Origin of the sequence: Streptomyces sp. NPDC056224 (assembly GCF_042267665.1) — a bacterium.
Taxonomy (GTDB): domain Bacteria; phylum Actinomycetota; class Actinomycetes; order Streptomycetales; family Streptomycetaceae; genus Streptomyces.
Genome location: NZ_JBHJTK010000010.1, coordinates 198,521 through 220,777, shown reverse-complemented (window position 1 = coordinate 220,777; position 22,257 = coordinate 198,521). Strand labels below are relative to the sequence as shown.

16 protein-coding genes are annotated in these 22,257 nt (G+C 71.6%); 12 read left to right on the top strand and 4 right to left on the bottom strand.

The genetic code is table 11. The features are described from left to right. The first annotated feature begins 35 nt into the window (after positions 1–35). Entirely contained in the window at positions 36–1,907 is a 1,872-nt protein-coding gene (locus ACFCZ1_RS16120) for an IucA/IucC family protein (RefSeq protein WP_376678900.1), read from the top strand. 52 nt (positions 1,908–1,959) lie between these two features. Further along, the gene (locus tag ACFCZ1_RS16115; RefSeq protein ID WP_376678899.1) at positions 1,960–3,930 is read left to right on the top strand and encodes an ATP-dependent DNA helicase; all 1,971 of its coding nucleotides are present in this window, start codon (positions 1,960–1,962) and stop codon (positions 3,928–3,930) included. A gap of 67 nt (positions 3,931–3,997) precedes the next feature. On the opposite strand, the gene lexA is transcribed toward ACFCZ1_RS16115, so the two are convergent. Further along, positions 3,998–4,789 carry a transcriptional repressor LexA gene (gene lexA, locus ACFCZ1_RS16110; protein ID WP_376678898.1) on the bottom strand — a complete coding sequence of 264 codons (792 nt, stop codon included), beginning with the start codon at positions 4,787–4,789 and terminating at the stop codon, positions 3,998–4,000. A 468-nt stretch (positions 4,790–5,257) separates the two neighbouring features. On the opposite strand from lexA, the gene nrdR reads away from it, so the two are divergent. The 7 genes from nrdR (at position 5,258) to ACFCZ1_RS16075 (ending at position 14,004) form a co-directional block, all read left to right on the top strand. After that, the gene (gene nrdR, locus ACFCZ1_RS16105) at positions 5,258–5,770 is read left to right on the top strand and encodes a transcriptional regulator NrdR (protein ID WP_376678897.1); all 513 of its coding nucleotides are present in this window, start codon (positions 5,258–5,260) and stop codon (positions 5,768–5,770) included. Positions 5,771–5,909: 139 nt separating this feature from the next. Next, complete coding sequence (locus ACFCZ1_RS16100) at positions 5,910–8,798, top strand: vitamin B12-dependent ribonucleotide reductase (protein WP_376678896.1); 2,889 nt, start codon at positions 5,910–5,912, stop codon at positions 8,796–8,798. Between the two features lie 141 nt (positions 8,799–8,939). Further along, positions 8,940–9,788 carry an arylamine N-acetyltransferase gene (locus ACFCZ1_RS16095; protein ID WP_376678895.1) on the top strand — a complete coding sequence of 283 codons (849 nt, stop codon included), beginning with the start codon at positions 8,940–8,942 and terminating at the stop codon, positions 9,786–9,788. Between the two features lie 32 nt (positions 9,789–9,820). Beyond that, positions 9,821–10,426, top strand: coding sequence for a YdbC family protein (locus ACFCZ1_RS16090; RefSeq protein ID WP_376678894.1), 606 nt, complete (start codon positions 9,821–9,823; stop codon positions 10,424–10,426). A 73-nt stretch (positions 10,427–10,499) separates the two neighbouring features. After that, a complete protein-coding gene (locus ACFCZ1_RS16085) occupies positions 10,500–11,159 on the top strand; it encodes a histidine phosphatase family protein (protein ID WP_376678893.1) in 660 nt (219 codons plus the stop codon). A gap of 11 nt (positions 11,160–11,170) precedes the next feature. Beyond that, positions 11,171–12,088, top strand: a complete 918-nt coding sequence (locus tag ACFCZ1_RS16080; RefSeq protein WP_376678892.1) for an ADP-ribosylglycohydrolase family protein — start codon at positions 11,171–11,173, stop codon at positions 12,086–12,088. A gap of 170 nt (positions 12,089–12,258) precedes the next feature. Further along, entirely contained in the window at positions 12,259–14,004 is a 1,746-nt protein-coding gene (locus tag ACFCZ1_RS16075; protein ID WP_376678891.1) for a DUF4173 domain-containing protein, read from the top strand. A gap of 73 nt (positions 14,005–14,077) precedes the next feature. On the opposite strand, the gene ACFCZ1_RS16070 is transcribed toward ACFCZ1_RS16075, so the two are convergent. Next, positions 14,078–15,631, bottom strand: coding sequence for an MFS transporter (locus tag ACFCZ1_RS16070; RefSeq protein ID WP_376678890.1), 1,554 nt, complete (start codon positions 15,629–15,631; stop codon positions 14,078–14,080). 480 nt (positions 15,632–16,111) lie between these two features. Between ACFCZ1_RS16070 and ACFCZ1_RS16065 the strand changes: the two genes are divergently transcribed. Together ACFCZ1_RS16065 and ACFCZ1_RS16060 are read left to right on the top strand one after the other, a co-directional pair. Beyond that, entirely contained in the window at positions 16,112–16,822 is a 711-nt protein-coding gene (locus ACFCZ1_RS16065) for a ribonuclease HII (protein ID WP_376678889.1), read from the top strand. Between the two features lie 76 nt (positions 16,823–16,898). After that, entirely contained in the window at positions 16,899–17,513 is a 615-nt protein-coding gene (locus tag ACFCZ1_RS16060) for a hypothetical protein (RefSeq protein ID WP_376678909.1), read from the top strand. Between the two features lie 247 nt (positions 17,514–17,760). Here the strand turns inward: ACFCZ1_RS16060 and ACFCZ1_RS16055 are convergent, their stop codons facing one another. Further along, complete coding sequence (locus ACFCZ1_RS16055; protein WP_376678888.1) at positions 17,761–18,390, bottom strand: hypothetical protein; 630 nt, start codon at positions 18,388–18,390, stop codon at positions 17,761–17,763. Between the two features lie 214 nt (positions 18,391–18,604). Next, positions 18,605–20,764, bottom strand: a complete 2,160-nt coding sequence (locus ACFCZ1_RS16050; RefSeq protein WP_376678887.1) for a RecQ family ATP-dependent DNA helicase — start codon at positions 20,762–20,764, stop codon at positions 18,605–18,607. Between the two features lie 123 nt (positions 20,765–20,887). Between ACFCZ1_RS16050 and ACFCZ1_RS16045 the strand changes: the two genes are divergently transcribed. After that, the gene (locus ACFCZ1_RS16045; RefSeq protein ID WP_376678886.1) at positions 20,888–22,153 is read left to right on the top strand and encodes a DUF4192 domain-containing protein; all 1,266 of its coding nucleotides are present in this window, start codon (positions 20,888–20,890) and stop codon (positions 22,151–22,153) included. Positions 22,154–22,257: the final 104 nt, after the last annotated feature.

Genomic DNA, 22,257 nt, shown 5'->3' with positions numbered 1-22,257 from the left:
TGACGAAGCACAGTTCCCGATCTCCGAGGAGTCCCGTGCCGAATTTCCCCGCAGCCCAAGACTCCGCCGGACCGTCCGTGCCCCCCTCGCCCCAGCACCCCTGCACACCTCCCGAACTCACCCGCGCGACCTGGGACGGCGCCGCCCGGCGACTGCTGGCCAAGATGCTCGCCGAGTTCGCCTACGAGGAGATCATCAGCCCCGTCCCCGTCCCCGAGCCCGCTCTGGCCGCCGCTGCCGGCGAGGCGTGGACGCTGACCCTGGACGACGGCAGCAGCCTCGGCTTCCGGGCCCGCCGCCGCGCCTACGGCAGCTGGCACGTCGCCCCCGACACGATCACCCTCACCCCGAATCCGTCCTCACCGCAGCCGCCGGCCCCCTTCGGGGACCCCTACGCCTTCCTCATCCGCTCCCGCACCCTCCTCGGCGTCGACGGGGTCACCCTCGGTCACCTCGTCCGCGAGCTCAGCGCCACCCTGTGCGCCGACGCCCGGATCGACCACACCGCGCTCACCGCCGACGTCCTCGCCGACCTCGACTACGCTGCGCTCGAAGGCCACCAGACCGGCCACCCCTGGCTCGTCCTCAACAAGGGCCGCATCGGTCTGTCCGCCTCCGACACCGCCGCCTGGGCCCCCGAGGCCCGCGTCCGCCAAAGGCTGCCCTGGCTCGCCGCCCACACCTCACTCGCGACCTACCGCGGCACCGCCGGCCTGGAGGATCCCGCCCGCCTCTACTCCGCCGAGCTCGACCCCGTCACCCGCGCCGCCTTCGACCAGGCCCTGCGCGACCGCGGCCTGGACCCGTTCCGCTACCTCTACCTGCCGGTCCACCCCTGGCAGTGGGACGAGGTCGTCCTCCCCCTCTTCGCCCCGGCCCTCGCCTCAGGCGCCCTCGTCCCGCTCCCCGCGGACCCCGACGTGCGCCTGCCGCAGCAGTCCATCCGTACCTTCCTCAACCTCACGCACCCCGACCGGCACAGCGTCAAGCTCCCGCTCTCCGTCTTCAACACCATGGTCTGGCGAGGCCTGCCGAGTGACCTCGCCCTCGCCGCCCCCGGCGTGACCGCGTGGATCCACTCCCTGCGCGACGCCGACCCCTTCCTCCGCGACGAATGCCGGGTCGTCCTGCTCGGCGAGGTCGCCTCCGTCACCGTCCGCCACGCCGTCTACGACGAGCTCCCCGAGGTCCCGTACCAGTACAAGGAGCTCCTCGGCGCGATCTGGCGCGAGCCCCTGACCGGCCGTCTCGCACCCGGCGAGCGAGCCCGTACGCTTGCCTCGCTCCTGCACACCGACCCGCGCGGCCGTTCCTTCACCGCCGAACTCGTCGCCCGGTCCGGGCTGACCCCCGGGGCATGGCTGCAGCGCCTGTTCGCCGCCGTGCTCCCCCCGCTCCTGCACTTCCTCTACCGCTACGGCACCGTCTTCTCCCCGCACGGCGAGAACGCGATCGTGATCTTCGACGAACAGGACGTCCCGGTCCGCCTCGCGGTCAAGGACTTCGTGGACGACGTCAACATCAGTGCCGAACCCCTGCCCGAGCTTGACTCCCTGCCCCGAGAGGTCCGGGCGGTCCTGCTCACCGAGCCCGCCGACTTCCTGCCGCAGTTCATCCACTCCGGGCTCTTCATCGGCGTCTTCCGCTACCTCTCGGCCCTGTGCGAGGACCGCCTCGGGGTCCCGGAGAGCGAGTTCTGGTCCCTCGTACGGGCGGAGATCCTCCGCTACCAGGCCCGCTTCCCGGAGCTCAAGGACCGATTCGAGCTCTTCGACCTGCTCGGCGAGCGCATCGGACGGCTCTGCCTGAACCGGAACCGGCTCTACGAGGACGGCTACCGCGACCGCCCCACACGTCCGCACGCCGTCCAGCACGGCACCGTACCCAACCCCCTGTACCGGCCGTGATTCCTCGCCGGTGCCGTCACTGTCGGTGGAGCCCCGTAGGGTTGGCAGTGCTATGACGAAGCCCTCCCTCCCCGACCTGCTGCACGCCGCCGTCTCCGCCGTCGGCGGCACGGAGCGCCCCGGCCAGGTGGCCATGGCCGAAGCCGTCGCCGAAGCGATCGACGACAACTCCCACCGGCTCATCCAGGCCGGCACCGGCACCGGCAAGTCCCTCGGCTACCTGGTGCCGGCGCTCGCGCACGGGGAGCGTGTGGTCGTGGCCACCGCGACCCTCGCCCTCCAGCGGCAACTCGTCGAGCGCGACCTGCCGCGCACCGTGGAGGCACTGCACCCGCAGCTGCGCCGCCGCCCGCAGTTCGCCATGCTCAAGGGCCGTTCCAACTATCTGTGCCTGCACCGCCTGCACGAGGGTGCGCCGCAGGACGAGGAGGAGGGCCTCTTCGACCAGTTCGAAGCGGCCACCCCGACCAGCAAGCTCGGCAAGGACCTGCTGCGCCTGCGCGACTGGGCGGACGAGACGGAGACCGGCGACCGCGACGACCTCACCCCGGGCGTATCGGACAAGGCCTGGTCGCAGATCTCGGTGTCCTCTCGCGAGTGCCTGGGCGCGACGAAGTGCGCCTACGGCGCCGAGTGCTTCGCCGAGGCCGCGCGCGAGCGGGCCAAGCTAGCGGACGTGGTCGTCACCAATCACGCGCTGCTGGCCATCGACGCGATCGAGGGTGCCCCGGTGCTGCCGCAGCACGAGGTACTGATCGTGGACGAGGCCCACGAGCTGGTCTCCCGGGTGACCGGGGTCGCCACCGGCGAGCTCACCCCGGGGCAGGTCAACCGGGCGGTGAAGCGTGCCGCCAAGCTGGTCGACGAGAAGACGGCAGACTCCCTGCAGACCGCCTCGGAGTCCTTCGAGCGGGTCATGGAGCTGGCGCTCCCCGGCCGGCTGGAGGAGATCCCCGAAGACCTCGGCTACGCGCTCATGGCCTTGCGGGACGCCGCGCGCAACGTGATCTCCGCGATCGGCTCGACCCGGGACAAGTCCGTCCACGACGAGGACGCGGTCCGTAAGCAGGCCCTCGCCGCGGTGGAGAGCGTCCACGGGGTGGCGGAGCGGATCACCAACGGTTCCGAGTACGACGTCGTCTGGTACGAGCGCCATGACCGCTTCGGCGCCACCCTCCGGGTCGCCCCGCTGTCGGTGTCGGGCCTGCTGCGCGAAAAGCTCTTCGAGGACCGCTCCGTGGTCCTGACCTCGGCCACCCTCAAGCTCGGCGGTGACTTCAACGGGGTCGCGGCCTCCCTGGGCCTGTCCCCCGAAGGGGTCGAGGGAGACGACGTGCCGCTCTGGAAGGGTCTGGATGTCGGCTCGCCCTTCGACTACCCGAAGCAGGGCATCCTCTACGTCGCCAAGCACCTGGCCACGCCGGGCCGCGAGGGCACCCGGGGCGACATGATGGACGAGCTCGCCGAGCTGATCGAGGCAGCCGGCGGCCGTACCCTCGGGCTCTTCTCCTCCATGCGCGGCGCCAAGGCGGCCGCCGAGGAACTGCGCGGCCGGCTCGACAACCCGATCCTGCTCCAGGGCGAGGAGACGCTCGGCGAGCTGATCAAGGCCTTCGCCGCCGACCCGAAGACCTGCCTGTTCGGGACGCTGTCACTGTGGCAGGGCGTGGACGTGCCCGGGCCCAGCTGCCAGCTGGTGGTCATGGACAGGATTCCCTTCCCGCGCCCCGACGACCCGCTGATGAGCGCCCGGCAGAAGTCGGTGGAGGAGCACGGCGGAAACGGCTTCATGGCCGTCGCGGCGACGCATGCCGCCCTGCTAATGGCCCAGGGCGCGGGCCGTCTCGTGCGGGCCATGGGGGACCGGGGTGTCGTCGCGGTGCTGGATCCCCGGTTGGCCACGGCACGGTACGGGACCTTCCTGCGGGCCACCCTGCCGGATTTCTGGTACACCACGGACCGCAACCAGGCCCGGCGCTCCCTGGCCGCCATCGACGCTTCCGCGAAGGCCGACGGCAAGTAGGCCCCGGGCATGGAGCAACCCCCGGGTCCGGCGCAGTGGATCCCGGGGGCTGGATGGGGGCGGCGGGTCAGACCCGACGCAGTACCGCGACGACCTTGCCGAGGATGGTCGCCTCGTCGCCGGGGATCGGCTGGTAGGCGGAGTTGTGCGGGAGCAGCCACACATGGCCGTCCTCGCGCTTGAACCGCTTGACGGTGGCCTCGCCGTCCAGCATGGCGGCGACGATGTCGCCGTTCTCCGCGACCGGCTGGCGACGGACGGTGACCCAGTCGCCGTCACAGATCGCAGCTTCGATCATCGAGTCGCCGACGACCTTGAGGACGAAGAGCTCGCCGTCGCCGACGAGCTGGCGGGGGAGCGGGAAGACGTCCTCGACCGACTCCTCGGCGAGGATCGGGCCGCCGGCCGCGATCCGGCCGACCAGGGGAACGTAGGAGGCGGCGGGCTTGCCGGTGGTGTCCGAGGGCTGCGAGCTGGGCTGGTCGGAGCCCCGAACCTCGTACGCCCGGGGGCGGTGCGGGTCGCGGCGCAGGAAGCCCTTCCGCTCCAGCGCCATCAGCTGGTGCGCGACCGAGGAGGTGCTGGACAGGCCGACCGCCTGGCCGATCTCCCGCATCGACGGCGGGTAACCCCGCCGCTGCACCGAGTCGCGAATGACCTCGATGACCCTCCGCTGCCGGTCCGTGAGCCCGGAGCTGTCGGCGCGGATGCCTGGAGGTCGACCTGGCAGCGAGCGTGCGGGGCGTACGGGCTCCGCCTCCGGGTTCAGGTTTGCGTCGTTCATGGCATGCACCGGCTCAAGTCGGCTCTGGGAGCGGTTCTGGGCAGTGATGGTGGCACTGTCTGCGGTGGTGGTCACGTCGGCCCCTCTCGAAATGTTCTCCCTAGCTGGACAACGGTAGTTGCTTTCGAAAGGTTGCGCCAAACACACGTTCGAGTGAAAAATCGCAGATCGTCCCGCGTGGGTAGATCGAGGGGTGTATGGACGATCGGTTCGGCGAACGCGGGTTCGGCTCGGCGTCCGCCGCTTACGGTACCCTTCCCGGTCGGGTAACCGCCGTCCGGGCCTGGCTCCAGTGTGGCACCGCGAGGCCCCGTATCCGGCTATCGGACGCCGCGACACGCGGTGTCGGGTAAATCCGCCGCAACCCAAGATCTAGTGGTTGGATGAGCGCGGCTGCCCAGAAGTTGTGGTCCTCGGTCTCTCGAGGGTCCCGGCATCGCATATGCTGGTGGCTGCTTCACGAGCCCCCGGCAGAGCTTGTCTCTGTCGTTCAGGGGCCTCGTGGGGTGATTCTGTCGTGCCAAGAGGGAGGGTGAGGGAACCATGCACTGCCCCTTCTGCAGGCACCCCGACAGCCGCGTCGTCGACAGCCGCACCACGGACGACGGCACGTCGATCCGCAGGCGCCGTCAGTGCCCCGACTGCTCCCGTCGCTTCACGACGGTGGAGACGGCCTCACTGATGGTGATCAAGCGCAGCGGGGTGACCGAACCCTTCAGCCGTACCAAGGTCATCTCCGGCGTGCGCAAGGCGTGCCAGGGGCGGCCGGTCACCGAGGACGCCCTCGCCAAGCTCGGCCAGCGAGTCGAGGAGGCGGTGCGCGCCACCGGGAGTGCCGAGCTGACCACCCATGACGTGGGTCTGGCCATACTCGGCCCGTTGCAGGAACTCGATCTGGTCGCCTACCTGCGCTTCGCGTCCGTGTACAAAGCGTTCGACACCCTTGAAGACTTCGAGACCGCCATCGCGGAGCTCCGCGTGCCGCGGCCTCACCCCGAAGAGCGCGAGCCCGCCGGGACCGGTTCGGTCCCCGTGCCCGCCTCCGCCGCCGACTGACCGGACGGCCCGCACCGCGCTGCAATCGCATCGCGGAGCGGCCGGTGAGCCAGGCGAAGAGACGTAGATACAAGACACAGCACCGTGCCGCGGAATAGCGCTGGCACTTTAGGGCGTTTTGCCCGCATTGGGAGGCGGCATGACAGAGACGGCGAGCAGCTCGGCACGAGGTTCCCGCGCCAAGGGGACCAAGGCCGCCAAGGGCGGCCTGCGTATCGAGCGCATCCACACCACCCCCGGCGTGCACCCTTACGACGAGGTGAGCTGGGAGCGCCGTGACGTCGTCATGACCAACTGGCGCGACGGCTCGGTCAACTTCGAGCAGCGCGGCGTCGAATTCCCCGACTTCTGGTCGGTGAACGCGGTCAACATCGTCACCAGCAAGTACTTCCGCGGCGCGGTCGGCACCCCGCAGCGCGAGACCGGCCTGAAGCAGCTGATCGACCGGATCGTGAAGACCTACACGAAGGCCGGCGAGGACTACGACTACTTCGCGTCGCCCGCCGACGCGGAGATCTTCGAGCATGAGCTGACCTACGCCCTCCTGCACCAGATCTTCAGCTTCAACTCCCCGGTGTGGTTCAACGTCGGCACGCCCCAGCCGCAGCAGGTCTCCGCCTGCTTCATCCTGGCCGTCGACGACTCCATGGAGTCGATCCTCGACTGGTACAAGGAAGAGGGCATGATCTTCAAGGGCGGCTCCGGCGCCGGCCTGAACCTCTCCCGCATCCGCTCCTCCAAGGAGCTCCTCTCCTCCGGCGGCAACGCCTCCGGCCCGGTCTCCTTCATGCGCGGCGCCGACGCGTCCGCGGGAACGATCAAGTCGGGCGGCGCCACCCGCCGCGCGGCCAAGATGGTCGTCCTGGACGTGGACCACCCGGACGTCGAGGCCTTCATCGAGACCAAGGTGAAGGAAGAGGAGAAGATCCGCGCCCTGCGCGACGCGGGCTTCGACATGGACCTGGGCGGCGACGACATCACGTCCGTCCAGTACCAGAACGCCAACAACTCCGTCCGCGTGAACGACGAGTTCATGACGGCCGTCGAGAACGGAACCAAGTTCGGCCTGCGTGCCCGTATGACCGGCGAGGTCATCGAGGAGGTCGACGCCAAGGCGCTCTTCCGCAAGCTCGCCGAGGCCGCGTGGGCCTGCGCCGACCCGGGCATCCAGTACGACGGTGTGATCAACAACTGGCACACCTGCCCCGAGTCCGGCCGCATCACCGCGTCCAACCCGTGCAGCGAGTACATGCACCTGGACAACACGTCCTGCAACCTCGCCTCGCTCAACCTGATGAAGTTCCTGAACGACGACGGCAAGGGCAACCAGTCCTTCGACGCCGAGCGCTTCGCCAAGGTCGTCGAGCTCGTCATCACGGCCATGGACATCTCCATCTGCTTCGCGGACTTCCCGACGCAGAAGATCGGCGAGAACACCCGCGCCTTCCGCCAGCTGGGCATCGGCTACGCCAACCTCGGCGCCCTGCTGATGGCCACGGGCCACGCGTACGACTCCGACGGCGGCCGTACCCTCGCCGCCTCGATCACCTCGCTGATGACCGGTACCGCGTACAAGCGCTCCGCCGAGCTGGCCGCGGTCGTCGGCCCGTACGACGGCTACGCCCGCAACGCCGAGTCGCACAAGCGCGTCATGAAGCAGCACGCCGACGCCAACGCCACCGCGCCGCGCACCGAGGACCTCGACAACACGATCTGGGCCGCGGCGACCGAGGCCTGGCAGGACGTCCTGCGCCTCGGCGAGAAGAACGGCTTCCGCAACTCCCAGGCCTCCGTCCTGGCGCCGACCGGCACCATCGGTCTGGCGATGTCCTGCGACACCACCGGTGTCGAGCCGGACCTGGCCCTGGTCAAGTTCAAGAAGCTCGTCGGCGGCGGCTCGATGCAGATCGTCAACGGCACCGTTCCGCAGGCCCTGCGCCGCCTGGGGTACCAGGAGGAGCAGATCGAGGCGATCGTCGCCCACATCGCCGAGCACGGCGTGGTCGTCGACGCCCCGAGCCTGAAGACCGAGCACTACTCGGTGTTCGACTGCGCCATGGGCGAGCGCTCCATCTCCGCGATGGGCCACGTCCGCATGATGGCCGCGATCCAGCCCTGGATCTCCGGCGCGATCTCCAAGACGGTCAACATGCCGGAGACGGCGACCGTCGAGGAGATCGAGGAGATCTACTTCGAGGCGTGGAAGCTGGGCGTCAAGGCGCTCGCGATCTACCGCGACAACTGCAAGGTCGGCCAGCCCCTCTCCGCGAAGAAGAAGGAAGAGGAGAAGAAGGAGGTCACCGCCAAGACGGAGGAGACCATCCGCGCGGCCGTCGAGAAGGTCATCGAGTACCGCCCCGTCCGCAAGCGCCTCCCCAAGGGCCGCCCGGGGATCACCACTTCCTTCACGGTCGGTGGCGCCGAGGGCTACATGACGGCCAACTCCTACCCGGACGACGGTCTGGGCGAGGTCTTCCTGAAGATGTCCAAGCAGGGTTCGACCCTCGCGGGCATGATGGACGCCTTCTCCATCGCCGTCTCGGTCGGTCTGCAGTACGGCGTCCCGCTGGAGACGTACGTCTCGAAGTTCACGAACATGCGCTTCGAGCCGGCCGGCATGACGGACGACCCGGACGTGCGGATGGCGCAGTCGATCGTCGACTACATCTTCCGCCGCCTGGCGCTGGACTTCCTGCCCTTCGAGACCCGCTCGGCCCTCGGCATCCACACCGCCGAGGAGCGCCAGCGCCACCTGGAGACCGGCTCGTACGAGCCCCTCGAGGACGAGCTGGACACCGAGTCGTTGGCTCAGTCGGCCCCGCTGGCCGCCGTACCGTCGGCCCCGCAGCCGGTGGCGGTCGCCCCGGTCCCGGCTCCGAAGACCGCGCACAGCAACGCCGAACTGGTCGAGATGCAGCTGGGCGTCTCCGCCGACGCTCCGCTCTGCTTCTCCTGCGGTACGAAGATGCAGCGCGCCGGCTCCTGCTACATCTGCGAGGGCTGCGGCTCCACCAGCGGCTGCAGCTGACATCCGGCTGAGGTCGTGATCCGCTGAGGCGGGCAGGTCCCCTGAGGGACCTGCCCGCCTTCGGCGTTCTCAGGCGCGCGATCATGGCGTGGAGGCCACGGTCGGCGCGGTTGGCGCGAGGGGGCCCGGCGAGACGGGGAGATGGGGAGATGGGGAGCCATGTGGAGCGGTGACGAGCTGGACCTGGACGCGTACCTGGCACGGATCGGGCTCGGGGGTGGGGGCCGGGAACTCCGGCCGGACGTGGAGACGTTGTACGCAGTGCACCGGGCGCACACCGCCGCCATCACCTTCGAGAGTCTGGACGTCCTGCTCGGACGCCCCGTCGAGCTGGATATCAAGGCGATCGAGGGGAAGCTCGTACACGCCCGCCGCGGCGGCTACTGCTACGAGCAGAACTCGCTGCTGGCCGCCGCCCTGGAGCGGATCGGCTTCGAGGTCACGGGGCACGGTGCCCGCAACCGCACCCGAGGGGACTCCCTGACGCCGGTGACGCACGCCGTCCTCGTCGTCACCGTCGAAGGGCATCCGTGGCTGTGCGACGCCGGGTTCGGCTACCAGGGCCCGCGCGAGCCCGTCCCGCTGGGGCGGCCCGGCGACGAGGTGCGGCAGGGGCAGTGGACCTACCGCGTGCGCGAGGAGGAGGACGGCATCCTCGTGCTGTGCCTCCTGCGTGGGGAAGCCTGGCGCGACCTGTACGCGTTCTCCCCGCAGAGGTACCACCCCGTCGACTACATGCTGCTCAACCACTACAGCTCCACCCACCCCCGCTCCGCCTTCATCGGGCGGGTGATCGTCCAGCACCCGGGCGACGGCGTCCGCCGGGCGCTGGTCGGGCGCGAGCTCACCCGGCTGCACCCCGACGGGCGGGACGAGCGTCAGGCCGTCGGCCCGGACGAGCTGCTCGACGTACTCGACCGGGAGTTCGGGCTTCGCATGCCCGAGCGGGATGCGGCGGAACTGGTGCGGATCCACCGCGCCGGGGACTGACCCGGGCCGCGCCGGGACCGTACGATGGCGCAGTGCTGGTCAAGTGGATTCGCTGCACGGTGACGGACCGACGCGGGTTCGAGCGCGGGCAGCGAAAATGGGCGGGGCTGCCGGGCGAGCCGGGATTCCGGGGACAGGGCGGCGGGTGGAGCCGGGGCCGGCAGGGGGTCGCGCATGTCTTCGCGTTCTGGGAGAGCCGTTCTTTCTACGACTCTTTCATGGCCCGCAGCCACGACCGGCTCGCCGCCGCGCAGCACGGTACCTACACCGATGCGCGGGTCACGCTCTTCGACCACCGCTTCGACGTGAAGACCGGGTTCGAGCCGCGCTTCACGGACGCCGATGTCGTCCGGGTGGCGCACACCCGCGTCCGGGAAGGGCGAGTGGACCACTTCGCCCTGATGCAGGAGAAGGTGTGGAATCCGGCCATGGCGGGTTCGCCCGGCATGATCCGAGGCCTCTTCGGGGAGGCCCCGGGCCGGGAATTCCTGGTGCTGTCGATGTGGCACGCGGCCGCCGAGCACGGCAAGTACCGGCAGGAGCGCGTCGAGCGGCTCTCCCTGCGCGCCCAGCTCCAGGCCGACGTCGAGGCCCTCACCGGTGACGTCGTCGACCTCGAACCCTCCTGGACGGTATGACCGTACGACGACCGGGCGGGCCCGTCGGCGTGCCCGGCCGGTCGGCCCGCCGGCGGCCGAATAGGGTCGAAGGATGTCTCGACCACGCCGCATCGTCCTCGTCCGGCACGGGGAATCCGAGGGGAACGCCGACGACTCGGTGTACGAACGGGAACCCGACCACGCCCTGCGGCTGACCAAGACCGGCCGTGAGCAGGCCTTGGCGGTCGGCGAGCGGCTGCGCGAGCTCTTCGGCGACGAGACGATCAGTGCGTACGTCTCCCCGTACCGCCGGACCCTGCAGACCTTCCGGGAACTACGGCTCGATCCGACGCGGGTGCGGATGCGCGAGGAACCGAGGCTGCGCGAGCAGGACTGGGGAAACTGGCAGGACCGGGACGACGTACGGCTCCAGAAGGCGTACCGGGATGCGTACGGCCACTTCTTCTACCGCTTCGCACAGGGGGAGTCGGGAGCCGACGTGTACGACCGGGTCGGCTCCTTCCTGGAAAGCCTCTACCGCAGCTTCGAGGCCCCGGACCACCCCGAGAATGTGCTGCTGGTGACGCACGGGCTGACCATGCGGCTGTTCTGCATGAGGTGGTTCCATTGGTCGGTCGCCGAGTTCGAGGCCCTGTCCAACCCCGAGAACGGCGAATTTCGGACGCTCGTGCTCGGACCGGACGGCCGGTACCGGATGGACCGCCCGTTTGAGCGCTGGACCACACCCGAGCCTTATGACCTGGACGGCTAGAGTGACCCGCGATGACCCCTGACTCCACTCCCGAACGGCGCTACGCACGCGCCATGTCCAGCCTCCGCGGGCTGGCGCTGGGCGATGCCCTGGGCTCCCAGTACTTCGTCCCCGTGAACTACCCGCGCCTCAAGAGGCGCGAACTCCCTGCCGGCACCGAGACGTGGCAGTGGACCGACGACACCGAGATGGCCTGTTCCGTGGTGGCCGTGCTCGCCGAGCACGGCCGCGTCGACCAGGACGCGCTGGCCGGCTCCTTCGCCCGTCACCACGACTTCGACCGGGGCTACGGACCTGCCGTGAACCGGATGCTCCGCCTGATCCGGGAGGGCGAGGACTGGCGCACGCTGGCCGCCGAGCTGTTCAACGGGCAGGGCTCGTGGGGCAACGGCGCCGCGATGCGGATCGCGCCACTGGGTGCTTGGTACGCCGACGACCCCGAGCAGGCCACGCACCAGGCGGAGATCTCCGCCTACACCACCCACCAGCACCGCGAGGCCGTCTGCGGGGCCATGGCCGTCGCCGCCGCGGCCGCGCTCGCGGCGGACCCGGCCGGCCCGCCCAAGGCCGCCGACCTGCTGGACGGCGTGATCGCGCTGGTGCCGCGCAGCGCTGTCGGAGCCGGGCTGCGGCGGGCACGGGACATGCTGGACTACGGCGACGCGACCACGGTCGCTGCGGTACTGGGCTGCGGGCGTCGCACGAGTGCCCATGACACCGTGCCGTTCGCGCTGTGGTCGGCGGCGCGGTCGCTGGACGACTACGAGCGGGCGTTCTGGACCACCGCGCAGGTCGGCGGGGACGTCGACACGACCTGCGCGATCGTCGGCGGGGTGCTGGGCGCACGAGGGGACGAGGTGCTGCCGGCCGCGTGGCTGGCGCGCACCGAGGCCCTGCCCGCCTGGCTGCCGGAGGCCGCGACGCGTTGACGGCAGGCGGTGGGTGGCGTCCCGGGCGGGGTGAAATACCCCGTTCCGATTGTCACGGTCCTGCCACAGGAGTCTTTTGATCCTGTTCAAAACTGCATGGCACCGGCCTACTCTGTCCGCTCCGCCGCCCCATCGGAACGCCGGGGCGGACGATAGGGGAGGGGAACCCGATGTCAGAGAACGCCGACGGGGTGGACGACACCGCGGCCGAAAGCGCGTCCGAGGCGACGTCGAACGGCGCGCCCAACGGAGCGTCCGCAGCAGGGGATCCGCCCGCAGACACCGCTCCGGCCGCGAACAGACCCGCCGGAGCGGTCGGACCCGCTGGGCCGGGCGCCGGAGCTCCGGCCGATGCCGCAGCGTGGCAGGCGTGGCAGGAGCAGCAGCGGCGCGAACGGGCCGCAGCGGCTCGCGCGAAGGCCTCCGCGCCACCCGCGTGGGCCGTACTCGTCCGGCCCGCCGAGGCCGCCCCCATCGGGAGCGCCACCCTCGCCGCGGCCGGCCTCGCGGGCGCCGCCGCCGCCCTGCTCCTCGGCGACGGCATGGGCCCGGGCCTGCTGATCGCCGTCGTGCCCGCCGTCGCCGCCGCGTACGCCGCCGCCCGCACGGCCCGTCGCACGGCCCGCCCGTGGACCGTGGTCTGGGCGATCGGCTGCCTCGCCCTCCTGGCCGTACCCGCCCTGCGCGACTCGGCGTGGCCGTCCACCCTCGCGATCCTCTCCGCCATCCTGCTCGGCGCGCTGGCCCTGCACGGCAGCCGTACCTGGCCCGGTGTCCTGCTCAGCCCGCTCGGCTTCTTCGAAGCCGCCGTGTCCGGCGTCGGCTGGGCCTGGTCCGGCCTGCGCTCGCGCGGCGGTGTCAGCAAGGACCGCTGGCTGCCGGTCGCCAAGGCCGGCGCCGTGGCGGTGGCCCTCCTGCTGCTCTTCGGCGCGTTGTTCGCCTCGGCCGACGCGGCGTTCGCCGATCTGCTGGGCGGGCTGACACCCGACATCTCCGTCGGGGACGGGCCCGTGCGGATCCTGCTCTTCCTCGTGGGTGCCCTCCTCGCACTGGCCGCCGCCCGCGCCGCCGCGGCCCCCCTGCGCTGGGACCGGATCAAGGTGACCCCCGGCAGGCCGAGGTCCCGCGTCGAATGGGCCCTTCCGCTCGTCGTGCTCAACCTGCTCTTCGCCGGCTTCAACGCCGTACAGCTGGCCGTCCTGTTCGGCGGCTACGACAAGGTCCTGGAGCGCACCGGCCTCACCTACGCCGAGTACGCCCGCCAGGGTTTCTGGCAGCTGCTCTGGGCCACCGTGCTCACCCTCGCCGTGATCGCCCTGGCCCTGCGCTGGGCCCCGCGCGACGGCACGGGCGACCGCCGCTTCGTCCGTGTCGTCCTCGGGGCGCTGTGCGCGCTGACCCTGGTCGTCGTCGCCTCGGCGCTGCGCCGGATGGACCTCTACGTGGACGCGTACGGCCTGACCAGGCTGCGCGTGTCCGTGTCCGCGATGGAGCTGTGGCTGGGGCTGGTCATCGTGCTGATCATGGCGGCCGGGGCGTTCGGTGCGCGCTGGCTGCCGCGCGCGGTCGCGGGGAGCGCTGCGGCGGGCGTACTGGCCTTCGGCCTGCTGTCCCCGGACGGGATGGTCGCCGAGAGCAACGTGGCCCGTTTCGAGGCGGACGGCAAGATCGACCTGGCCTACTTCCAGAGCCTGTCGGCGGACGCCGTACCGGCCCTGGACCGGTTGCCCGAGCCCCGCAGGTCCTGCGCCCTGTACGGGATCAACGGCGAGGTCTCCAGGGCGGGTGACGTCCCCTGGTACGCCACGAGTTTCGGCGAGTACCGGGCCCGCCAGATCCTGCGTGAGCGGCCGGTGACCGCGTCGTACGAGGTCTGCTCGCGCCTCGGCGCGTTCGGCAGCCGTACCGAGTACTAGGGCGGGCACGGCGCGTACGGGACCCGGGCGCGGGCGTGGTACCGCGCCCGGGTCCCCGTACGTCGGGGCCGGCTCAGGCCGCCGGACCGCTCTTCTCGGCCGCTCCGTTGAGGGCGTCCAGGTCGCTCTTGCGCACCCGGATCACCAGCAGCGCGGTGGCCAGGGCGAGGCCCGCCATCGCCACGGCGGCGCCGAACGCGGTGGATATGCCCTGTGTGAGGACGAGGTCGCCCCAGGGATCGGGCAGTTGTCCGGTCTCCTCGAAGGCGGCCAGCTGGTCCGGCCGCGCCTGCGCCATGAAGAGGGGAACCTGCCGGTCGGCCTCGGTGCGGGCGGCCGTGCCGAAGACGGTGACCAGGATGGACAGCCCCAGGGAACCGCCCACCTGCTGGCTGGCGTTGAGCAGCCCGGAGGCCGCGCCCGCCTCCTTCGGAGCGACGCCGGAGACGGCGGTCAGCGTGAGGGTCACGAAGTTGAGCCCCATGCCGAAGCCGAACAGCAGCATCGGCCCGAGCACGCCGGCGAGATACGAGGAGTCGGTCCGGATGAAGGCCAGCCAGGTGAGCCCGGTACCGACGAGGGCGGTTCCGGTGACCATGAACGGCTTGGGGCCGAGGCGGGGCAGGAAGCGCTGCGAGAGACCGGCGGCCGTGACGATGGCGGCGGTCACGGGCAGGAAGCCGAGACCGGACTGGATCGGGGAGAAGCCCAGTACGTTCTGCACGAACTGGACGATGAAGAAGAACATCCCGAACATGGCCGCGGCGAGGCCGAGCATGATCACGTACGTGCCGGCGCGGTTGCGGTCGGCGAACATCCGCAGCGGGATGATCGGTTCCGGTGCCCGGGACTCCACGGCGACGAAGAGTGCGAGCAGGACGACGGCCGCGGCGAAGGAGCCCAGGGTGAGCGAGTCGCGCCAGCCGTCTTCCGAGGCCCGGATGAACCCGTAGACCAGCGAGGCCATGCCACCGGTGGAGGTGAGGGCGCCTGCGGCGTCGAAGCGGCCGGGGTGGCGCTCGGACTCACTGATGTAGAGCGGGGCGAGGGTCGCGATCAGCACACCGATCGGTACGTTGACGAAGAGCACCCAGCGCCAGTCGAGCCATTCGGTCAGCATGCCGCCGGCCAGCAGGCCGATCGCGCCACCGCCGGCGGACACGGCGGCGAACACGCCGAAGGCCCGGTTCCGTTCGGGTCCCTCGGGGAAGGTCGTCGTGATCAGGGCGAGTGAGGTCGGGGAGGCGATCGCACCGCCGACGCCCTGGAGGGCGCGGGCGGCGAGCAGCTGCCAGGGTTCCTGGGCGAAGCCGCCGAGGAGGGAGGCCAGGGTGAAGAGCAGGATTCCGGCCATGAACACGCGGCGCCGGCCCAGGATGTCGCCGGCCCGGCCGCCCAGCAGGAGCAGGCCGCCGAAGGTGAGCGTATAGGCGCTCAGTACCCAGGAGAGGTCGGTGGTGCTGAAGTCGAGGGCGGTCTGGATGTGCGGGAGCGCGATGTTCACGATGGTCGCATCGAGGACGACCATGAGCTGGCACGCGGCGATGACGGCGAGCGCCACACCGGGGCGCCCTTCCCGCCGGGCCGCGCCCGGTATCCGGGGTTTGGTGAGTTGAGAGCTTGTCACTGAGGATCCCCCCCAAAGTGAATGGGTGAACGCAACCGTTCACTGGGGGACCACGGTAGGAGCGAACCTTTGGTGAACGAAAGGATTCGCCGGTGCCGAAAATCCACGCGAGGCGGGCGCGGGGCGGCCGGCGGCAAGGCGGTCCGGTGGTCATTCCTTCGCGAGTGCGATGACGAGTGTGACAGGTGCGTGCAGGCCGGTTCTGTGGAGCCACCCGGTCCGCATGGCGGCCGTCGGAGGCGTGGCTGATCAGGGGCTTGTGCCGCAGGCGATCGGGGCTGGTGAGGTGGACTCGGAGTCGAGTGCTCCGTTGCTCGTGGATGCCGTGCGCGACGACGGCGATGCATCGGGTGGAGGTGTGCGGGAGCGAATGAGAGGATCCGGCCGCGGGCCGGACACGCGTGGTGACCGGGGCGCAGCCGCGTCGGACCCGGGGCGGGGTGTGCAGGCGGCGCGGGGCGGCGTAACCTTGCTGGCGCCATGCCGTACGAAGCACCCACCCACACCGTCGAACGCTCCCTCCGTGCAACTACCGGCGCCAAGGTCATCGCCGGGGTCGACGAAGTCGGACGAGGGGCCTGGGCCGGTCCCGTCACCGTGTGCGCGGCGATCACCGGTCTGCGCCGGCCGCCCGCGGGGCTCACCGACTCCAAACTGCTCACCGCCAAGCGGCGCGACGCCCTCGTCGACGTCCTGGAGGCCTGGGTCACCGCGTACGCCCTCGGTCACTCCTCCCCGGAGGAGATCGACGAGCTGGGGATGACCGCCGCCCTGCGCCTCGCCGCGGAGCGTGCTCTGGAGGCGCTGCCGGTGCGGCCCGACGCGGTGATCCTCGACGGCAAGCACGACTATCTCGGCTCGCCTTGGCGGGTCCGTACGGTGATCAAGGGCGACCAGTCCTGCGTCGCCGTTGCGGCGGCCTCGGTCATCGCCAAGGTCCGCCGCGACCGCATGATGGCCGAGATAGGCGAACAGGGCGGTGGATTCGAGGACTTCGCCTTCGCCGCCAACGCCGGATACCCCTCACCCGTGCACCGGGCGTCGCTGGAGGAGCGGGGGCCCACCCCTTACCACCGGCTCTCGTGGTCGTACCTCGACGCGCTTCCCCGGTGGCGCCACCTCAAGAAGGTGCGCCGCAGCGAGGAGTCGATGGAGCTGGAAAACGGAGGCCAACTCGGCTTCGATTTCTGATCGCACCCATGTGCCACTGACCGGTACGTTTCGTACCGGCGTTTGATAGACACCACGTCACGCCTCTCACCCCGCCATCGAGGAGCCTCAGATTCACGAGAGTGCCCAGGGTCCCCGCGTCACGCCGGCCGCGAGCCGCACCGCGCAGACCCCCCGCCCCGTACCTGGTCCCCGTCCCGTCACCGTGCCCCGGCCCGGACGCCCCGGTCCCGTCCGGCCCGCCGAGCCCGCTCAGCAGGCCACCCCCGGACCCGTTCCCACAGCCACCACAGTTCCCGCCGCGCCGTCCGTCTCGGCGGCGGTTCCGCAGATCCAGCTGATCCCGGCCTCAGCCGAGGGCGCGCTGGACGCGGCCGAAGAAGCCGTGGACCTGCTGCTCGACACCGGGCGCGCCCCCGGTGACATCCTGGTGCTCACCACCGGCGACCCGCACCCGTGGGCCTCGCACGAGCTGTCCTTCGGCGAGGCCGCCTACTGGGCCCTGCACGACGCCGGGGACGACGTCTTCTACGCGGACGCCGCGCAGGTCAAGCGCGCCTCCGGCCGTCCGGTCGTGGTTTTCGCCGCCAACGGGGGAGCGGTCGACGCGGTCGTCGGCGCCCTGCCGGTCGCGCTCGCGCGGGCCGGTGCGCTGCTGATCGTGTGCGGCGACCCGAAGCAGATCAACTCCGTGCTGGGTGCGGGCGTCTGACGCCCCGTATCCCGGCGCGGGCGAGGGGCGGGGCGGGCCGACGGCCGGCCCCGCTTGAAGCCGGAGGCTGATCCGCCGTACGCCCGAGCCCGGGTGTACGGCTGTGAGGCGTGCCCGCCGGGGACCGGCGCGGGCGGTCCGGACATCGGTGCCCCGGATATCGGTGGTCCGCCGTCGGTGGTCCGCCCGTTGCGGGTCCGGCCGTCCGACGTACGCCCCCGTGCCGTCGGGCGGCGGTGCGAGGGTGTCAGCGCGCGGCGGTCCGGCGCAGGGCCTCGGCCGCGCCGCCGCCGCCGTGCAGGGTGAGCGGGGAGAACTCGGCCACGGTGTCGCCGAGCCGCTGGGGTCGCGAGTCCGAGCTGGGCCGTCGGCCGCCCCGGCCCTCGCCGAGCACCTGCCAGCCGCCCCGGGTCAGCGTGATGTACGCGCCGCAGCGCAGCCCGTGCAGGGTGCAGGCGTCGCGAAGCCCCCACATCCACGCGCCGTCCTCCTCGGTCCACCGCTCGTCGCCCTCGCGGCAGTAGAGCAGCACCGCCGTCCGCACCGGGGTCCGTCGCCGCAGGTCGTGCGGGAGGACCCGGCGCAGCGCCGACAGCAGGGCGTTGCGGTACTCCCAGCCGTCGGCCGAGGCCGACCGCTGCACGAAGGAGGCGCTCGCCACGAGCTGCTCCTCCGGGCCGATGACGGCTATCACCGCGGTCGACGGCACCGGGGCGTGCCGCGAGTGCAGGCCGCTGACGACCTCGCGCGGATTGCGCAGCAGCGGAATTCCCGCCGCCGTCCATTCGGCGGGTTCCAGCAGTCGGCCGTGCCGGCCGGCGCCGCCGGTGGCCGCTGTCAGGGACGTGGTCGAGGGCGGGGCGAATCCGAAGGTCACGGTCCTCCCTTCGGGTACACGCCCGCGGACGGGCACGGCTGGAGTGTGGGCGCGCCGCGGCGCGGCCCAAGAAGTGCCGCGGAGCCGAGCGGGAGCACTCCAATTCTCGCGTGGCCCCGGAGCATGGGGCAACGAGCAATTGATGCAGCCGACCGGAATTCGCCGGTATGCCGCTCATATCCCTGCCCCGCCACGCCGAAGATGACTCATTCGACTAGGGCTGGACCGCCAGTACCAGTGGGAACACCTCCTTCGCGCCCGCCCGCCGCAGCAGCCGGGCGGCCACGGCGAGGGTCCATCCGCTCTCCGCGCGGTCGTCCACGAGGAGCACCGGACCCGCCGCCTCGGTCAATGCCGCCGCCAGGGCCGGGGGCACGGTCAAGGCCTGGTGGAGCCCCCGCACCCGCTGGGCACTGTTGGAGGAGGGCAGGCCGTACTCCGGTACCTGGTCCGTGTACGCGACCGTCCCGAGCAGCGGCATCCGCCCCACCTCGGCGATGCGCGAGGCCAGCGAACCGACCAGCTGGGGACGGCTTCGCGAAGGCAGTGCCACCACGCCGACCGGCCGGGCCGGGGCCTCCGGCGCCCCCGAGGCCCAGCCGCCGGGGCCTCGGGCCCAGTCGGCGAGGACGGCCACCACCGCCTGTGCGACGTCGTCGGGAAGGGGCTGGTCCGGACTCTGGGGGGCGAGCATCGGGCGCAGCCGGTTGCCCCAGCCGATGTCGGACAGGCGACCCAGCGCCCGGCCGGTGGCGGCCTGCTCCCCGGCCGGGATGCGGCCCTTGAGGTCCACGCCGACCGCCGTGAGTCCGGTCGGCCACATCTTCCGCGGCTCCAGTTCCACGCCCGGGCGGCCGAGTTCGCCCCGGGCGGTGTCGAGCGCGGTGGTGGAGACGTCGGCGGTGAACCGGGCCCCGGCGCAGTTGTCGCAGCGGCCGCAGGGCGCGGCCTCCTCGTCGTCGAGCTGGCGGCGCAGGAACTCCATCCGGCACCCGGTGGCCGCGGCGTAGTCGCGCATGGCCTGCTGTTCCGCGGCCCGCTGGCGGGCAACCCACGCGTAGCGCTCGGCGTCGTACGCCCACGGCTCGCCGGTGGAGGTCCAGCCACCCTTGACCCGGTGCACGGCCCCGTCCACGTCCAGCACCTTGAGCATGGTCTCGAGCCGGGTGCGTCGCAGGTCGACCAGCGGCTCCAGGGCGGGTAGCGACATCGGCCGGCCCGCCCGGGCCAGTACGTCGAGGGTGCGGCGCACCTGCTCCTCGGGCGGGAAGGCCACCGAGGCGAAGTACTGCCAGATCGCCTCGTCCTCCCGGCCGGGCAGGAGCAGGACCTCTGCGTGCTCCACGCCGCGGCCGGCGCGGCCGACCTGCTGGTAGTAGGCGATGGGGGAGGAGGGGGAGCCCAGGTGTACGACGAAGCCCAGGTCGGGCTTGTCGAAGCCCATACCGAGGGCGGAGGTGGCGACCAGCGCCTTGACGCGGTTGGCCTGCAGGTCGTCCTCCGCCTGCTGGCGGTCGGCGTTCTCCGTCTTCCCGGTGTACGAGGCGACCGTGTGACCGCGGTGGCGCAGGTACGCGGTGACCTCCTCGGCCGCCGCGACGGTCAGGGTGTAGATGATCCCGGAGCCGGGCAGCTCGCCCAGGTGGTCGGCGAGCCAGGCCAGCCGGTGTGCCGCGTCGGGCAGGGTCAGCACCGCCAGGCTCAGGCTTTCGCGGTCCAGCGGGCCGCGCAGGACCAGTGCGTCCGTGCCGGCGCCGGTGCCGAGCTGTTCCGCGACGTCGGCCGTCACGCGGGCGTTGGCCGTGGCGGTCGTGGCCAGCACCGGGACGCCCGGCGGGAGGTCGGCGAGCATCGTGCGCAACCGCCGGTAGTCGGGGCGGAAGTCGTGGCCCCAGTCGGAGATGCAATGGGCCTCGTCCACGACGAGCAGGCCGGTGGCGGCGGAGAGTTTGGGGAGCACCTGGTCGCGGAAGTCCGGATTGTTGAGCCGCTCGGGGCTCACCAGCAGTACGTCCACCTCGCCCGCCGCGACCTCGGCCTGGATTCCCTCCCATTCCTCGGGGTTGGCCGAATTGATGGTGCGGGCGCGGATCCCGGCGCGGGCGGCGGCCTCGACCTGGTTGCGCATCAGGGCGAGGAGCGGGGAGACGATCACGGTGGGACCGGCGCCGCTCGCCCGCAGCAGCGAGGTGGCGACGAAGTACACCGCGGACTTGCCCCAGCCCGTGCGCTGCACCACCAGCGCCCGCCGCTTGTGCGCGACGAGGGCCTCGATCGCCCGCCACTGGTCCTCGCGCAGCCGCGCGGTGCCCGTGGGGTCGCCCACGAGACGGGCTAGTACGGAGTCGGCCGAGGACCTCAGGTCTGCGTTCATGCCCCCATGCAACCCGATGGCTCTGACATAGCGCCAATGCGACTCTCAGCCTGTGGATGTTGAGCGTTCAAATGGTTATCCACAGGGCTTTCGGGATCGCATCACGCACGGGATCTTCGGGGCATGACGAACAACCACGAGTCACGTACCCCGTCCGGCCGGCCGTCCATCAGCGCGGCCGGGTCCACTTCCGACTCCCGGATCACCCTGCGCAGCCCGGCCGAGCTGGCCGACGCGCTGCCCTACATGCTCGGCTTCCACCCCACCGACTCCCTGGTCATGGTCGCCGTGCACGGCGACGGCGGTCGCTTCGGTGGCCGCCTGCGGGTCGGCATCCCGGCCACCGCCGCGGAATGGGAGGACACCGCACGGCAGGTCGCCGACTGCCTGATCCGTGGCAGCGAGCGACGCGGGAACAAGCCCGACGGCATCGTCGTCTTCCTCTGCCAGGAGCCGAGGCGAGAGGAGAGCGGCCAGCGGGTGATGACCCGGTTGCGGCCGCTCGCCCAGCGGATCCGGCTGGCCTGCGGCGCGCTGGACGTACCCGTCCTGGAGGCGCTGTGCCTCTCCGGCGGCCGCTTCTGGTCCTACGTATGTCCCGACGAGCGCTGCTGCCCGGCCGAAGGCAGCCCGCTCGCCGCGGTCGGCACCTCCGTGATGGCCGCCGCGGCCACCTTCGCCGGGCTCCAGGTCCGCGGCTCCCTCAAGGACATCGAGAGCCGCCTCGCGCCGCTGCGCGGGCCCGTCGCCGCGGAGATGGAACAGGCCCTGGACCGGGCGGCCGCCGCCCTCGTACCGAAGATCCTCGACGGGGCCACCCGGGAGGCGGTGGGCGCCGAGACCATCACGCTGGCCCGGTCCCTGATGCGGCGGATGACCCTCGCGCCGCCCGTGGACGGAGGTTCCCACGCCGATGACTGGGACGACGCGCTGCTCGGCCACGATGAAGCCGCCTCATTGATCCTCGGCCTCCAGGACCGCGAGATCCGGGACATCGCGGCCGAGTGGATGGAGGGTGAGGAGGCAGCACCCGCCCTGCGGCTGTGGCGGGCCCTCGCCCGGCGCTGTGTCGGGGCGTACGACGAGCACGCGGCGGCCCCGCTCACCCTCGCGGGCTGGGTCTCCTGGTCCACCGGGGACGAGCCGACCGCCCGGATCGTCCTCGGACTGGCCCTGCGGGCAGACGGCGCATACCGCTTTGCCCAACTGCTCCACCACGCCTGCAACGAAGGCATCGACCCCGAGGGACTGCGGCAATGCCTCCGGGAGGAACGGCGCCGCCGCGAGCCCCGGCCGCGACGCCGGACCGCGGGTACCCGTCCCCCCGGTCGCGGCGGCAAGCAGGCTCCCCGCCGCGAGCCCCGCCGCACCGCGGGGAGCGGGCAGTGAGCCCGCTGAGGCCCCGGCAGGGGTCTGCGGTGCGGCAGCTGCGAAGGGCCCTGGGGGCGGTTCCGAGGCGACAGACCCGCCCCGGGCACGCCCGGTCGGCCCCA